The sequence below is a fragment of the Cupriavidus nantongensis genome, assembly GCF_001598055.1.
Classification (GTDB): domain Bacteria; phylum Pseudomonadota; class Gammaproteobacteria; order Burkholderiales; family Burkholderiaceae; genus Cupriavidus; species Cupriavidus nantongensis.
Window position 1 is genome coordinate 2,024,362 of the sequence record NZ_CP014844.1, and the last position, 14,010, is coordinate 2,038,371.

The window sequence follows — 14,010 nt, forward strand, 5'->3', positions numbered from 1 at the left end:
GCGGATCAGGGGATGGGGCTAAAGTGGACTCGCGAACTCACATTTCTAGCACGGCTTGCGCTTCCGGCCGGCCGGCGGCCCGGCGCTTCAGCACCATGCCGCAAAGTGCCGGCAGCACAAACAATGTCAGCACGGTTGCGGTGATGAGTCCACCGATGACGACGGTGGCCAGCGGCTTCTGGACTTCCGCACCGGTGCCGGTGGCAATGGCCATCGGAACAAAACCGAGCGATGCCACTGCGGCAGTCATCAGCACCGGCCGGACCCGTTCCATGGCACCGTCGATCACCGCACTGTGCGGTGTCATGCCATCTTCAAGCCGCTTCCGGATAGCTGAAATCAGTACCAGTCCGTTCAGCACAGCCACACCCGACACCGCAATGAAACCGACGGCCGCCGAGATCGAGAACGGGATGCCGCGCAGGAGCAGTGCGAACACGCCGCCAGCCAGCGCCAGGGGCACTGCCGTCAGTACGGTCGCCGTCAGTGCGGCGCTGCCGATCGCCATGTACAGTGTCGCGGCGATCAGGATGAAGCACAGCGGTACGATGATGGCCAGGCGCTTGGTTGCCGCCTGCAGATTCTGGAATTGGCCGCCCCACTCGATATACATGCCTGGCGGTAGCTTGACTTCCTTGGCGATGCGATCCGCGGCATCGTCCACGAAGCTGCCCAGATCGCGGCTGCCCACATTGGTTTCCACGTACACACGACGCTTGCCATTGTCGCGGCTGACTTCATTGAGACCCTGCGTGAACCGGAACTGCACGAGTTGGCGTAGCGGTACCGAGGCACGAGGCTGACCGTCAACCGCTGGCAGCATGACCGGAAGCGCGCCGAGGACGTCGAGGTTCCCACGCTGCTCGCCCGGCAGGCGAACCACGATGTCGAAACGGCGATCGCCATCGAAGATCTGCCCGGATTGCCGACCCGCCATAGCCGCGGACACCGTATCAGCCACTTCCTTGACCGTCAGGCCATAGCGGGCGATTGCGGCGCGATCGAAGACGATGTCGAAGGTCGGGAAACCGCTGGTTAGTGGCACGCGAACGTCGGTGGCTCCCGGGGTTTTTCTCAGCACGCCCGCGATGCGCTGAGCCGTGGCCGCCAGTTCGTCCAGGTTTTCGCCATAGACCTTCACGGCGACGTCGCTACGCACGCCGCCGATCAGTTCGTTGAACCGCATCTCGATCGGCTGCGTCACATCATAGTTATTGCCGACCATCGGCGCGGTCTTCTCGCGAATGCGCTCGATAACCTGTTCCTTGCTCGTGACCCCCTCCGGCCACTCGTCCTTCGGTTTCAGGATGATGTAGTTGTCCGAAGCGTTCGGCGGCATCGGGTCGGCCGCCAGGCTGGCCGTGCCCGCCTTCGAATACACCGTTTGGACTTCCGGCAGCGACAGCACAGCGCGTTCAAGTGGCAGATCGATGGCGACCGACTGGTCGATCGACGTCGACGGAATACGCACCGACGACAGGTTCAAGTTCTGCTCGTCGAGCGTCGGCATGAATTCGCGTCCGACAAACGTGAAGGCCGCCGCCGCGATCGCCAGCGTCGCAACACCGGTGCCAATGAACGGCATTGGGCGCGCCACGGCAAGCTCAAGCCACGGCCGGTAGCGCTGCTTGGTTGCCGCGATGATGCGCACCTCCTTCTCAGCCACCTTCTTGCGCAGCAGCACTGCCACCATGGCGGGCACGAAGGTCAGCGACAGCACAAAGGCCGACGCGAGTGCCAGCATCAGCGTAATCACCATCGGGGAGAACATCTTGCCTTCCACTCCCTGGAAGGTCAGGCATGGCAGGAAGACCATGAAGATCACGAGCTGGCCGTAGACCGTCGGACGGACCATTTCGCGGGAGGACTGGATAACTTCTTCCAGCCGCTCATTGAGTGTCAGCACACGCCCCTCGTGGTGCTGCCGCTCAGCCAGCCTCCTGAGCGAGTTCTCCACGATGATGACCGCCCCGTCAATGATCAGGCCGAAGTCCAACGCCCCCAGGCTCATCAGGTTGCCGGAAATATTGAGCTGATTCATGCCGATCGCGCTGACCAGCATGGACAGCGGAATGACCAGGGCGGCAATGGCCGCCGCACGCCAGTTGCCCAGCAGGGCGAACAGGATTGCCACCACCAGCAGCGCTCCTTCCACCAGGTTCTTCGCCACCGTTTCGATGGTCGCAATCACCAGTTGGGAGCGATTGAGAGTAGGAACGATCAGCACGCCTGGCGGCAGCGTCTTCGAGATCTGGTCCAGTTTGTCGCCCACGGCTTGCGCCACGGTGCGGCTGTTGGCCCCAACGAGCATCAGCGCGCTGCCCACCACGGTTTCGTTGCCATTGCGGCTGGCGGCACCGGACCGCAGTTCTCCGCCAATCTTGACCGCTGCGACGTGTCCCACCGTGATCGGCACACCCTGTCGTTGGGCAATCACAGCCCGGGATATTTCGTCGGCCGATTTGATCCGGGCATCGGCGCGCACCAGGTATGACTCTCCGGAGCGCCGGATAAAGTTCGCGCCGACTGACAGATTGGCATCCTCAAGTGCCTGCGCAAGCTCGCCATAGGAAATGCCGTAGGCTGCCAATTTGGCGGTGTCAGGCTCGACGACAAACTGCTTGACGTAACCGCCGAGTGAATCGACGTCGGCCACGCCAGGCGTCGTGCGCAACTGCGGCCGGATGATCCAATCCTGCACCGTGCGCAGATAGGCGAGCCTTGAGACGCGATCATCGAGACGCTCGCCACGCTCGGTCAGAAAGCTGCCGTCGCTCTGCCAGCCCGGCTCGCTGTCCTTGATGGGGGCGCCGGTGCCGTCCGGATACTGGTACTCGACGCTGTAGTGAAAGACCTCACCCAGCCCCGTCGATACCGGTCCCATCTGCGGCTCGACATTTCCCGGCAGGTTCGGACGCGCCTGGGCCAGCCGTTCGGTTACCTGCTGGCGCATGAAGTACAGGTTCGCGCTCTCTTTGAAGATCACGGTCACCTGGCTGAAGCCGTTACGCGACATCGAGCGCGTGCTCTCGACACCGTTCAGACCGGAAATAGCCGTCTCGATCGGATACGTGACGCGCTTTTCCACTTCCACCGGGCTCATCGTCGGCACCACGGTGTTGATCTGGACCTGCTTGTTCGTGATGTCAGGCGTGACATCGATCGGCAGCAGGTTGAGTTGCCAGGCGCCAATGATCGCGACGATTGCCGTGAGGAACAGAACCAGCCAGCGATAGCGGACCGAGCCGCTGAGGATACGCTCGATCATTCCTCGTCCCCGCCGCCCTTGTTCATTTCCGCCTTGACCAGGAAGGCATTGCGGGTGGCCACCTGTTCGCCGGGCTGTACACCGGAGAGGATTTGCGCCGAACCACCGCTACGGGTACCCACCAGCACGGGACGTGGACGGAAGCCTTCCTGCGTGCGGACGAAGAGGACGTCGCGGCCGTCGAGGTTCTGCACCGCGTCTTCCGGCACAGAAAGGGAAGCGGCATCGCTCGCCGCCGTGCGCAGGCGCACCTGGACGCCTTCGCCCACCACGAGCCGATCAGTCGGCTGCGCCGGCACCACGACCACCGTCGCGGCACGCGCGCTACCTGTCACAGTCGGCGTGACCGCCTGCACGCGCGCCGGCAGCGGCGAGCCGTTGGCCAGCACAATGGTGGCGTCGCTACCGGTGGCAATGCGGTTCGTATCGGCGGCGGTCACGGCGGCCTCCACCTGCACGGCACCGGTGCCGGCCACGCGGAAGAGTTCCGCCTGGGGGGCCACGAAAGCGCCCAGCGTGACGGACTGGGCCGTGATCTTGCCCGCAATCGGGCTGACGACGGCCACCGAGCGCCCGTCGCTGGCCAGATGCGCGGACTGGGCCACCGTGGCAGCGCGCTGCGCTTCGGCCTGCGCAACTTCGAGCGCGGATTTCGCTGCTTCCATTTCCTGACGGGGCGTGACGCCCTGCTGGAATAAGCTTGCCTCGCGCTCGTAGGTCTTGCGCGCGAGATCGGCCTTCGCCTGCGCGACCTTGCGCTCGGCAGCCATGGCGGCTGCATCGGGGCTATCGACCACGGCCAGCACATCACCCGCCCGCACGGAATCGCCAAGCCGGCGCTGAATACGCTGCACGGCGCCGGCGGCGCGCGACACGATAACCGCCTCGCTGCCGAGCACTGCTGCCACCGTGGCCGGCGCCAGGATTTCCGCGCCGACTGCTGCGCTCGCTACCGGCTCCACCGCGATGTTGGCGGCCGCAAGGTAGGCGGCCGGAATTTTGACCTCTTGTGGGCCAGCTTTTTCCGCCGTGACTCCCGGCTTCTTCGCTTCTGCAGCCTGTGACGATGCGGGCAACTTCTCCGGCCCAGACAGTCTCGCCGCGCCGAAACCCACCGCCGCCGCCACTGCGGCCACCCCAGCTACCATTGGCCAGTTCACAGACCGACGCTCGTTCTTCATCATCGTGATTCCTCAAATGCCAGACGGCCGTCTGCCTGAGCCAGCGCCGCCAAGGCGCGCACGCGCGCCAGGCGCGCGTCAATCGTCAGTTGCCGGGCTTCGATCAGTGCACGTCGCACGACCAGCAGTTCCATCAGCGGCGTCTTGCCTGATTCATAACCAATGCGCCCCATGCGATAGGCTTCCGTAGCCGCCTGTTCTCCCTCGCTAGCCGCGGCGAGTTGCTTTTCCGTCGTGGCCACTTGGGAGATGGCGGACTGGCGTACGGCATTCGCCTCAAGCCGAATGCTGTCGAGCCGCGCCTGCGCAGCCGCGACGCGTTCGACGGCAGCGTTGATGCCATTGCGGTTCTGGTCAAACAACGGAAGGGAAGCCGTCACGCCCACCACGTAGCCACTGGCATTGGTCCAGCCATAGCGGCGTACCCCCGCGCTGACGCCGACATCGGGGATCCAGCGCTTTCTTTCGACGTCCACCTGGGCGTCCAATGCATTGCGTTCGGCTTCGGCAGCGCGCACCGAGGGGGACTCGCCAAGCGCGGTGGGAGCATTCAGGATGGCCGGCTGGGCCGTCAGCAAGGAACTCGTGACCGCCGTATAGGGCTCCGAGGCGCCAGACAGCGCGGACAACCTTGCCAATGCTTGCGTGGCGTCGTTGGTGGCTGCCGCCTCGGCAGCCTGCGCCGCCGACACACTGGCTCTTGCCTGCGCGCTGCGCAAACTGGCCTCTTTCCCGGAATCGACGAGGGCACGCGCCGCCGCCAGCTCCTCATTGGCGCGTGCCAGATTTTCGGTCGCCAGCGCCTGGCGCCCCAGCATCGCTTCTGCGGTTGCGTAGACCACAGCGAGTTCCGCGGCATAGGCCACCTGAGCCTGCCGCTCTCGCGCCTGTGCTGCGGCGAAGTTGCGTTCTCCGACCTCGATGCGCGCGCCCCGCTTGCCCCCAATTTCAAAAGGCTGCGTGATCGAATAGGTATTCTGGCGCTGGCTTACGCCTTCGCTTGCCGGGGCGCCCAAGTTCTCCAGCACGGTATCGATCCGCGGGTTGAGCCAGGCACGGGACTGAGCGGCGTCGGCGCCGGCGGCGCGAACATTGGCCGCCTGCGCGACCATTGCCGGGGCAAGTGCCAGTGACTGCTGCAACAGGTTCTGATAGGGAGGCGCCTCGGCGGCATGGCTCAATGCGGCAGGCAGGCACCACAACGCCACGCTGAGGTAGCGAGGCCGGCAAAGCAACGAAAAAATCACCTGTTTCATCGAAGAGAGAAGGTTGACTACTATTCCTCTCTATACGAATCCAGGTGGTGCTTCCCCTCGTCGGATTGGGTCTTTATTTTTGGGAGCCCGCCTCGAGTACGGCGGCAAGTTTGGCCCGCGCACGCGCAATGCGCCCCTCGATGGCTTTCACGCTCATGCCAAGCACGGCTGCTGCTTCCGGCTGGGACATTCCCACGATTGCCGTCAATACAATCGCTTCGCGCGAGCCCTTGTCCAGCTTGTCCAGGGTCTTGACTACGCGTGCCAGGTCCCGGCGCGCTGCCACGTGCTGTTCCGGGCCCGGCTCATCGTGTGCGACCCCGCCGGCCAGTTCCATGTCGCCAAGGTCCTCAGCGCCGAAAAGGAATTGTCTGACGCGCCGGAAGCGATACAGGTCCCGCATCTTGTTGAGTCCAATGCGGAAAAGCCACGCGCGAAACGGCCTGTCTCGATCAAAATCATCCAGCGCGTGCCATGCGGCGACAAAGGTGTCCTGTACGACGTCGTCAACGTCGGTCTCGGGAATACCAAAGCTGCGCGCAGCCTGAGCCAGCGCGATGCCATGCCGTTCCACAAGCTGACCGAACGCGCGCTGGTTGCCTTCGGCCGCCTGGCGGGCGAGCAATTTGTCCGCGTCGTCGGGATTCACTGCGATCCACGGCGAAGCGCATCGACAAGGACGCGGTCGTAGGCAGGCCGATGCTCGGGCTTGAGACCGGCACGCATCTCGAACACATGGACCAGCGTGGCGCGCTGCAGGTCGCCGGCGGCGCGCTCGACCTCCTGGGTTGCGGCCTCGACCTCGGGCGACCAGTTTGGATTTCTGGCGATGGCGTTCGCCAGCTTTCCGTTCGCCGCCCGCAACCGCATCTCGATCTCCCGACGGCGCTGGGCAAATGCCTCTTCTTTCAGTTCGAGAATTTCGCGCTCGTTGGCGTCGAGCGGCACGGCTTCGTGCAGCATTTCATGCAAGTCGGTGTGCCGTTCATGCGAGGAACGCGTGACATAGACACCTGCAATCGCCACGGAAATGCCGACTAGCGCGCCAACCAGCGTGGAAATGGACAGGCGTCGGGTTCGCGGCGTCATCATTCGCCGATCAGCAGGCCGAACGGCGATGCGGCAGACGGCGTTGCCACCCAGGTCGGTCCAGTCCTGACCACCAGGCTCGTGGCCACTCGGTCCATTGCCGCGTACGCCACCAGCGCCGCCACAGCGGCACAGAGGACGGCTCGCCACACATCGTGGCGCGCGACAAGGACTTCTTGCGTCGGTTCTGCCGCGATCCGCCTCTGAATTTCCGCGATGTCCGTTTCGGAAGACGCCTTTCGTATGATCCTTGAGGCGCTATTTAGCCATTCGTCGATGTCAGCCATTGCTGATCTCCAAGCTGTTGACCTAGCTAATACGGCGCTAAGCGGCAGACACCCTCGCATCCGTATCGAATATTTGAATTGTAGAGATCTCTACAACATTGAAGAGGCGACTACGGCCAGCTACGCTTGGCGCATGAATCCTCTCCCATCCAGCCCCCAAGCCACCTGGCTGCTGCTGATCGTCAGCCTGCCGACATCGGCTGCGACCCCGCGTATGCGACTGTGGCGCGGCATCAAGTCGCTCGGCGGCGCGTCGTTGCGGGACGGCGCTTACCTTCTGCCCGACCAGCCGGGATTGCGCGGCCAGCTCGAAAAGCTCGCTGCCGACGCGACCAGCGAAGACGGCAAGGTTTGGATCCTCTCGGTCCACACGAACGATGCGCGAGAGGATGCCGAGTATCGCGCATTGTTCGACCGGTCGGCCGAATACGCGGCCTGGGCGGCCGAACTCTCCGGTGCGCGCGCAACGTTGGGCGACACGGACGAAGCGGAATTGCTGCGCCTCGTGCGCCGCCACGGCCGGGGATTCGACGCGATTCGCCATATCGACTTCTTCCCCAACGACGCTTCGGCCCGGGCCGAAGCGCAATGGCGCGACTTCAACGCGGCCGTTGACATTCTCCTGTCGCCGGGCGAACCACATGGGGTAGCCGGCAGCATCCCACGACGTGATCCCACCCAGTATCAGGGGCGGCACTGGGCGACACGCCGGCACCTCTGGGTGGACCGCGTCGCCTGTGCCTGGCTGATCCGGCGCTTCATCGATCCCCACGCCACCTTCCTCTGGCTCGCCGACATGCACGAATGCCCGGACGACGCGTTGGGATTCGACTTCGATGGCGCGACGTTCACGCATATCGGCGACCGCGTTTCCTTTGAAGTGTTGCTCGCCAGCTTTGGGCTCGACGAGGACAAGGGGCTGGCGCGCCTTGGCCAGATGATTCATGTACTCGACATCGGCGGCATGCCCGTCGCGGAAGCGAGCGGCTTTGAAGCCGTGCTGACCGGTGCCCGTGAGCGGCTGTCCGACGATGATGCCCTGCTGGACGAGATGAGCCATGTCCTCGATTCGCTCCATCTGCACTTCTCCAGTAGCCGCAAGCGCTAATCCAAATTCGCCAATCAATTTCACACCTCAAGACTAACGATGAACTCGCCCCAACCAGCCGATACCGCATCGGACCAGTCAACCCATAAGCGCCCCGGCTACACGCTACGGCAACTGGTGCTTTACTTCCTGCGACTCGGCACCTTCGGCTTTGGTGGCCCGGTGGCCCTGGCCGGCTACATGCACCGTGATCTGGTGGACGCGCGCCAGTGGATCACCGACGCCGACTACAAGGAAGGCATCGCGCTGGCACAACTGGCGCCAGGGCCCATGGCGGCCCAACTGGCGATCTACCTTGGCTATGTGCATTACCGCATCCTGGGCGCGACGCTCGTCGGCATCGCCTTTGTGTTGCCCTCTTTCCTGATGGTGTTGGCACTCGGCTGGGCATACACGCGCTTCGGTGGACTGACGTGGATGCAGTCCGTGTTCTACGGGGTGGGTGCCGCCGTCATCGGCATCATTGCGATCAGTGCCTACAAGCTGACCAAGAAGAGTGTTGGTAAGGACAAACTGCTGTGGTGCATCTACCTGGTGCTCGCAGCAGTGACGGTCATCACCGAATCGGAGGTGGCTTGGCTATTTCTGGCGGCTGGCGTTCTGGTCTGGTTCTGGCGTGCACCGCCCAAATGGTTCCGCCAAGGCAAGCTCAATGCGATGGCGGCAGCACCGTTGCCGGCGGCAAGTGGTCTGCTAAGTACCGTGGACTGGCCACTGCTCTCGCAGATCGGGGTGTTCTTCGCCAAGGCCGGTGCGTTCGTCTTCGGCTCGGGGCTCGCCATCGTGCCGTTCCTGTATGGCGGCGTGGTGACCGAACACCACTGGTTGAACGACAAGCAGTTTGTGGACGCCGTGGCCGTGGCCATGATTACGCCTGGCCCGGTAGTCATCACCGTCGGCTTCATCGGCTATCTGGTCGCAGGACTGCCGGGGGCCTGCATGGCAGCGGCGGCAACGTTCCTGCCCTGCTACCTGTTCACGATCCTACCGGCACCGTACTTCAAGAAATACGGGAAGCTGCCCGCCATCCTGGCGTTCGTGGATGGTGTCACGGCAGCCGCCATCGGCGCGATCACGGGCGCGGTCATCGTGCTGGCCAAGCGCTCGATCATCGATATCCCCACGGTGTTGCTGGCACTGGTCACCGTTGCACTGCTGCTGAAGTTCAAGAAACTGTCCGAGCCCATGATTGTTGCAGGTGCCGCCGCGATCGGCCTGCTCGCCTATCCGCTGCTGCACCACTGAATCGCCACAGGAGACACGATGACTTACCAGATGAAGCCGCTCTCATGCGATCCGGCGGGGTTGCCAGGCCTGTCCGAGAAACTAATCTTCAGCCACTACGAGAACAACTACGGTGGCGCAGTCAAGCGACTGAATGCCATTACGGCGGAGCTTGTCGCATTGGATGTCGCGACCGCACCTGTGTTCGTACTCAATGGGCTGAAACGTGAGGAACTCATCGCCACGAATTCGATGATCTTGCACGAGGTGTACTTCGACAGCCTTGGCGATGGCGGGCCGCTGGAAGGCAACCTGAAAGCCGCTATCGAGCGCGATTTTGGCTCGGTCTCGCGCTGGCAGGCCGAATTCACGGCAATGGGCAAGGCGCTTGGCGGTGGCTCGGGCTGGGTGTTGCTCACCTATTCGCCGCGCGACGGGCGGCTCGTCAACCAGTGGGCGTCGGATCACGCCCATACGCTCGCAGGCGCCACACCCATCCTGGCGCTCGACATGTATGAGCACTCCTACCACATGGATTACGGCGCCAAGGCGGCCGCGTATGTCGATGCGTTCCTGCCGAACATCAGTTGGCAACGCGTGGCAACCCGCTTTGCTGCCACAGCTCAGCAATAACCGACGCAGGATTGCCCATGCCGAATGCTACCACCTCCCGTGAACTCGCCGCGGCTTTGCAAGCCCTCGACTCACCGCAATTGATCGACGTCAGACGCAAGGCAGCGTTCGATGCGAGTGACCAAATTATCACGGGGGCCATCTGGCGCAACCCCGATGACCTTGGCCACTGGATTTCCACTCTCGACGCAAACCGCCCGGTCATCGTCTATTGCGTTCGCGGCCACCAAGTTGGCCAAGACTGCGCAGCGCTGCTGGAAGCCGCTGGCTTTGATGCGTCGTATCTGGTCGGCGGTCTCGAAGAATGGGCCGCCGGTAGTCATCCCACGGTTAGCAAACCACGGACTGCGCCATGAAATGGATCACGCGTGAACGCCCCAAGATCGATCGCATCGCCTGCCCGTGGCTGATCGCACGCTTCATCGACGAGACGCCGGACTTCCTGTACGTGCCGGCCGCAGACGTCGTGCGCATCGCCAACGAATCCGGTGCCATTCCTTATGACATCCCTGGTGTTGAGCTGACGCATGTGGGCGAGCTTTGCAGCTTCGATGCGTTTCTTGATAGGTACAAGCTCGGCGGTGATCCGGCCCTGCAGCAACTGGCCGGCATTGTGCGCGGCGCGGATACATCACGGTTGGACCTGACACCGCAGTCGAGCGGACTCTATGCGATTTCACTGGGGCTGTCTCACGTCTTCACCGACGACCATGAAATGCTTGAACGCGGCATGGTGATGTACGACGCGCTGTATGCATGGTGTCAGAGTTGCCAGGCGGAAACGCATCAGTGGCCACCAAAAATGCCTGCGTGAACGCACCGGGGGGCCGGATGAAGCGGATCTTACTCACTCCACTACTTTTACTGATGACCCTGCCCACATTGGGGGAGACCGTCATGTTCAGTCAAGACAAGCAAGGGGCGTTGCCCGCAGGGTGGCTGGCTGGCGTCACCGGACGTGGCCAGCCGAAATGGACCATTGAGGCCGACCCGACCGCGCCAAATGGGGCCAATGTGCTCAAGCAGTCTGGCTCCGGCGATTTTCCGTGGTGCGTGAAGCAGGACGCCTCTATTACTGACGGGTATGTCGAGGTGAAGTTCAAGCCGATCGCTGGTCGGGATGATCAGGCCGGTGGGGTGGTTTGGCGCTGGAAGGACGGTAACCAGTACTACGTCGCGAGAGCAAACGCATTGGAGAACAACGTCTCTCTGTATTACACGATCGGCGGACGCAGGCACACGATCAAGTATCAGGAAACACCAGTCGCCGCCCGGGTCTGGCACACATTGCGCGTGGAATTCGCCGGGAGTCATATCCAGGTTTCCCTGGACGGCAAACGACAGATTGACGTAACGGACGAGCACATCAGTGGCGCCGGCGCAGTTGGCGTCTGGACGAAGGCGGACAGCGTGACTGTGTTCGATGCCTTCTCGTTCAGCGCCGCCGTATCGAAGTAGCGCAAAAAATGGGAACAAGCATGATCACCCGGGTACTGGCATGGAAGGAAACTCGCGGTACGCGATTGCAATTGGGACGCTTTTTACCGGCTGCGACAGCTTCTGAATTTCGATCCTGTGTCGCGATATGCGTCGGTGTCGCCATTGGTTGCTTCACCACAACGGCATTGGACGGCCGCTTCCACTCAACAAGTGGTCGTTGACATGCTGTGTGATCAGCGGCGGTAACGGGTCGGGTACGGCCCTCCGCCAAGCTATACCTTTTGCTCTGCGCGGAAATGCTCGATCGACTGCCCCGCATTGACCGCGCGCTGCAACCAATCCGGCAGGTCGCCCACGCCATTCCAGGCGTGGCCAGCGGCGTCCCGAAATTTGATGACGCCTGAGGCAGAGCCTCCGGCTACGCCGGGCGCCGCGAAACAGCCTGCCGCCAGGAGTTGCTCATAGCTCAGCCCGAGCCGGGCCATCTGTGACTTGATCCACAGGACTGCGTCGGCGCGCTCGCGCAAGGATTGGGCCCCAGGATAGGCGATTGGCATGGCGGGGGAAGATAACGGCGGGCAGTCTGCTCGGCCCCGCCCACGGTTCGTGACGGGCGTTGTAGCCCACAGCCGATTCTAGCCCATGCCCGCCGACCCTCCCCCCAATGCCGCCTCGCGCGCCCCAGGGACAGGTGTGCCCATGCCTCGGCAACGTTTCGAATCATGGGTACAGAGATAAGAGTTATTATCTCTGTACCAATATCTTGGTACGTAACTTGCTCCACACAAAATGCCCCGACGCCTAACTGTTCCCGATGGCCTGCCCGACCCCGCCGCTCTTGCCACGCTGCGCGCCTGGTACGAGGGCGCTTCCTCGCGTGAGTCGGCCGACCGCTACCTGCGTGATCGGATTGGCGATGGCCAATCGGCAAGAGGCATCATCGGAGCGATCCGGCGCCAACTCGTTCAGTATGCCCGGCAGCGCCAGCGCCCCGACCTGGCGGAAGTCTTCGTGTGCTCTGCCACCGAGCGCGTGGGCTACGCCCGGGCAGCTGCGGCGGCCATCGAGCAACTGCGTGTAACCCCCGCGCCTTCGCCACAGATCAGCGATGCCGTGGCACAGTGGCTGCCAGCGCGCGCCGTACGCGCGCTGCAGGCCGCTGGCATCAACACTCTGGCCGACCTAACCGTTCGAATCCCCCGCCGGCGACAGTGGTGGACCGCCGTGCCGGGGCTCGGAGTCACCAGCGCCCGCCAGATCGAGGCATTCTTTGCCGCACACCCGGTGCTAACCGAACGTGCCCGCGCTTTGATCGTCGCCGACCGACGGTCCATCGTGACGCCGTGGGAACACCTGCGGCTGCCCCACGAGGTCGACGGCTCCGCCGGCGCCTTCCGCGCTCCGCTGTCGACCTGCATTCTGGGTGTGGACAATGATTACGAGGCCATCCAGGCTTGGCTGGCCCTGCACGAATCGCCGGCCACGCAGCGCGCCTACCGCAAGGAAGCCGAACGGCTGATCCTGTGGGCCATCGTAGCGCGAGGGAAGGCCCTTTCATCCTTGACGACCAAGGATGCGACCGACTATCGGGCATTTTTGCGCAGACCCACGCCGCGCGAGCGCTGGGTCGGACCACCACGGCCACGCACGTCGCCGGACTGGCGCCCGTTTGTCGATAACCTCTCGGCGCGCTCGGTCGCACATGCGCTGGCCGTACTCAGCGCCTTGTTCCGCTGGCTGGTGGAACAACGCTATGTGCTTGCCAACCCATTTGCGGGTATCAAGGTGCGCGGCAGCCAGCGTGCCATGGCCGTGGAAACCACGCACGCGTTCACCGAAGGCGAATGGCTGCTGGTACGGACCATCGCCAACGGCCTCGAGTGGTCGTACGGCTGGCAAGCTGCGGCCGCACAACGGCTTCGCTTCCTGCTGGATTTCGGATACGCGACCGGGCTGCGGATCAGCGAACTGGCCAATGCCGCGTTGCGTCACCTCGACGCCGACGCCTTGGGCGATCACTGGCTGCACCTGGTCGGCAAAGGTGGCAAGCCCGCTAGGGTCGCATTGACGCCCTTGGCGCGGGCAGCGCTGGAACGCTACCTGCTGGAGCGCGAGCTCCCTGTCAGCCGCGCTCGCTGGAACCCCACTACGCCCTTAATCGGTAGCCTGGATGGTGGTGAAACCGGCATCACGCCCCTGCGCCTGTGGGAAGTCATGCGCCGATTCTTCAGGCTCGCAGCGGACATCATCGAAGGCGATCATCCAGCGTTGGCAGAGAAGCTCCGCCGGGCGACACCACACTGGATGCGGCACACCCACGCGACCCACGCGCTGGCCAAGGGTGTCGAACTGAGCGCTGTGCGCGACAACCTGCGCCACGCCTCAATTTCGACCACGTCCATCTACTTACATACCGATGATGTCAAGCGGGCCCGGCAGTTCGGCGAGGCATTCGCTGCCTGAAACCATTTTTTAAGCACGTGCCGTGAGTACGGGGCGCGAGGAGATAGCAGCGCTGGCCTGA

General features: G+C 63.4%; 14 protein-coding genes. 7 read left to right on the forward strand and 7 right to left on the reverse strand.

Annotated elements, in window-relative coordinates:
• Positions 1-37: 37 nt before the first annotated feature.
• The 6 genes from A2G96_RS09490 to A2G96_RS09515 form a co-directional block, all read right to left on the reverse strand.
• Positions 38-3,268, reverse strand: coding sequence for a CusA/CzcA family heavy metal efflux RND transporter (locus A2G96_RS09490; RefSeq protein WP_024570393.1), 3,231 nt, complete (start codon positions 3,266-3,268; stop codon positions 38-40).
• Positions 3,265-4,452 (reverse strand): CzcB/NccB family metal efflux transporter periplasmic adaptor subunit, encoded by a 1,188-nt coding sequence (gene czcB, locus A2G96_RS09495; RefSeq protein ID WP_024570394.1) that lies wholly within the window; start codon positions 4,450-4,452, stop codon positions 3,265-3,267. Before czcB ends, A2G96_RS09490 begins: the two co-directional genes overlap by 4 nt.
• A complete protein-coding gene (locus tag A2G96_RS09500) occupies positions 4,449-5,705 on the reverse strand; it encodes a TolC family protein (protein WP_024570395.1) in 1,257 nt (418 codons plus the stop codon). Before A2G96_RS09500 ends, czcB begins: the two co-directional genes overlap by 4 nt.
• 73 nt (positions 5,706-5,778) lie before the next feature.
• Positions 5,779-6,354, reverse strand: coding sequence for an RNA polymerase sigma factor (locus tag A2G96_RS09505; protein ID WP_017514986.1), 576 nt, complete (start codon positions 6,352-6,354; stop codon positions 5,779-5,781).
• The gene (locus tag A2G96_RS09510; protein WP_024570396.1) at positions 6,351-6,797 is read right to left on the reverse strand and encodes a periplasmic heavy metal sensor; all 447 of its coding nucleotides are present in this window, start codon (positions 6,795-6,797) and stop codon (positions 6,351-6,353) included. The genes A2G96_RS09505 and A2G96_RS09510 overlap by 4 nt, the downstream gene beginning before the upstream one ends.
• Entirely contained in the window at positions 6,794-7,081 is a 288-nt protein-coding gene (locus tag A2G96_RS09515) for a CnrY/NccY family anti-sigma factor (protein ID WP_017514988.1), read from the reverse strand. Before A2G96_RS09515 ends, A2G96_RS09510 begins: the two co-directional genes overlap by 4 nt.
• 133 nt (positions 7,082-7,214) lie before the next feature.
• Here A2G96_RS09515 and A2G96_RS09520 point away from each other — a divergent pair, with 133 nt between their 5' ends.
• The 6 genes from A2G96_RS09520 to A2G96_RS09540 all read left to right on the forward strand — a co-directional run bounded on the left by A2G96_RS09520 (position 7,215) and on the right by A2G96_RS09540 (position 11,504).
• Positions 7,215-8,189 (forward strand): chromate resistance protein ChrB domain-containing protein, encoded by a 975-nt coding sequence (locus tag A2G96_RS09520; RefSeq protein WP_017514989.1) that lies wholly within the window; start codon positions 7,215-7,217, stop codon positions 8,187-8,189.
• Between the two features lie 39 nt (positions 8,190-8,228).
• Positions 8,229-9,434 carry a chromate transporter gene (locus A2G96_RS09525; RefSeq protein WP_024570397.1) on the forward strand — a complete coding sequence of 402 codons (1,206 nt, stop codon included), beginning with the start codon at positions 8,229-8,231 and terminating at the stop codon, positions 9,432-9,434.
• 18 nt (positions 9,435-9,452) lie between these two features.
• Positions 9,453-10,046, forward strand: coding sequence for a superoxide dismutase (locus tag A2G96_RS09530; protein WP_017515809.1), 594 nt, complete (start codon positions 9,453-9,455; stop codon positions 10,044-10,046).
• Between the two features lie 17 nt (positions 10,047-10,063).
• Entirely contained in the window at positions 10,064-10,402 is a 339-nt protein-coding gene (gene chrE, locus A2G96_RS32345; protein ID WP_017515810.1) for a rhodanese family chromate resistance protein ChrE, read from the forward strand.
• A complete protein-coding gene (locus tag A2G96_RS09535) occupies positions 10,399-10,860 on the forward strand; it encodes a chromate resistance protein ChrB domain-containing protein (RefSeq protein WP_024570398.1) in 462 nt (153 codons plus the stop codon). Before chrE ends, A2G96_RS09535 begins: the two co-directional genes overlap by 4 nt.
• A gap of 83 nt (positions 10,861-10,943) precedes the next feature.
• Positions 10,944-11,504, forward strand: coding sequence for a LamG domain-containing protein (locus A2G96_RS09540; RefSeq protein WP_231909639.1), 561 nt, complete (start codon positions 10,944-10,946; stop codon positions 11,502-11,504).
• Between the two features lie 254 nt (positions 11,505-11,758).
• On the opposite strand, the gene A2G96_RS09545 is transcribed toward A2G96_RS09540, so the two are convergent.
• Positions 11,759-12,043, reverse strand: coding sequence for an H-NS family nucleoid-associated regulatory protein (locus A2G96_RS09545; RefSeq protein ID WP_017515957.1), 285 nt, complete (start codon positions 12,041-12,043; stop codon positions 11,759-11,761).
• Positions 12,044-12,275: 232 nt separating this feature from the next.
• Between A2G96_RS09545 and A2G96_RS09550 the strand changes: the two genes are divergently transcribed.
• Positions 12,276-13,949 (forward strand): site-specific integrase, encoded by a 1,674-nt coding sequence (locus A2G96_RS09550; RefSeq protein ID WP_029306638.1) that lies wholly within the window; start codon positions 12,276-12,278, stop codon positions 13,947-13,949.
• Positions 13,950-14,010: the final 61 nt, after the last annotated feature.

Excerpts from the sequence above, each read along its gene's own strand:
- A2G96_RS09545 (WP_017515957.1), bottom strand. The coding sequence starts at position 12,043 with ATGCCAATCGCCTATCCTGGGGCCCAATCCTTGCGCGAGCGCGCCGAC.
- A2G96_RS09500 (WP_024570395.1), bottom strand. The coding sequence starts at position 5,705 with ATGAAACAGGTGATTTTTTCGTTGCTTTGCCGGCCTCGCTACCTCAGC.
- A2G96_RS09510 (WP_024570396.1), bottom strand. The coding sequence starts at position 6,797 with ATGATGACGCCGCGAACCCGACGCCTGTCCATTTCCACGCTGGTTGGC.
- chrE (WP_017515810.1), top strand. The coding sequence starts at position 10,064 with ATGCCGAATGCTACCACCTCCCGTGAACTCGCCGCGGCTTTGCAAGCC.
- A2G96_RS09530 (WP_017515809.1), top strand. The coding sequence starts at position 9,453 with ATGACTTACCAGATGAAGCCGCTCTCATGCGATCCGGCGGGGTTGCCA.
- A2G96_RS09525 (WP_024570397.1), top strand. The coding sequence starts at position 8,229 with ATGAACTCGCCCCAACCAGCCGATACCGCATCGGACCAGTCAACCCAT.
- A2G96_RS09515 (WP_017514988.1), bottom strand. The coding sequence starts at position 7,081 with ATGGCTGACATCGACGAATGGCTAAATAGCGCCTCAAGGATCATACGA.
- A2G96_RS09550 (WP_029306638.1), top strand. The coding sequence starts at position 12,276 with ATGCCCCGACGCCTAACTGTTCCCGATGGCCTGCCCGACCCCGCCGCT.
- A2G96_RS09540 (WP_231909639.1), top strand. The coding sequence starts at position 10,944 with ATGTTCAGTCAAGACAAGCAAGGGGCGTTGCCCGCAGGGTGGCTGGCT.
- A2G96_RS09520 (WP_017514989.1), top strand. The coding sequence starts at position 7,215 with ATGAATCCTCTCCCATCCAGCCCCCAAGCCACCTGGCTGCTGCTGATC.
- czcB (WP_024570394.1), bottom strand. The coding sequence starts at position 4,452 with ATGATGAAGAACGAGCGTCGGTCTGTGAACTGGCCAATGGTAGCTGGG.
- A2G96_RS09490 (WP_024570393.1), bottom strand. The coding sequence starts at position 3,268 with ATGATCGAGCGTATCCTCAGCGGCTCGGTCCGCTATCGCTGGCTGGTT.
- A2G96_RS09535 (WP_024570398.1), top strand. The coding sequence starts at position 10,399 with ATGAAATGGATCACGCGTGAACGCCCCAAGATCGATCGCATCGCCTGC.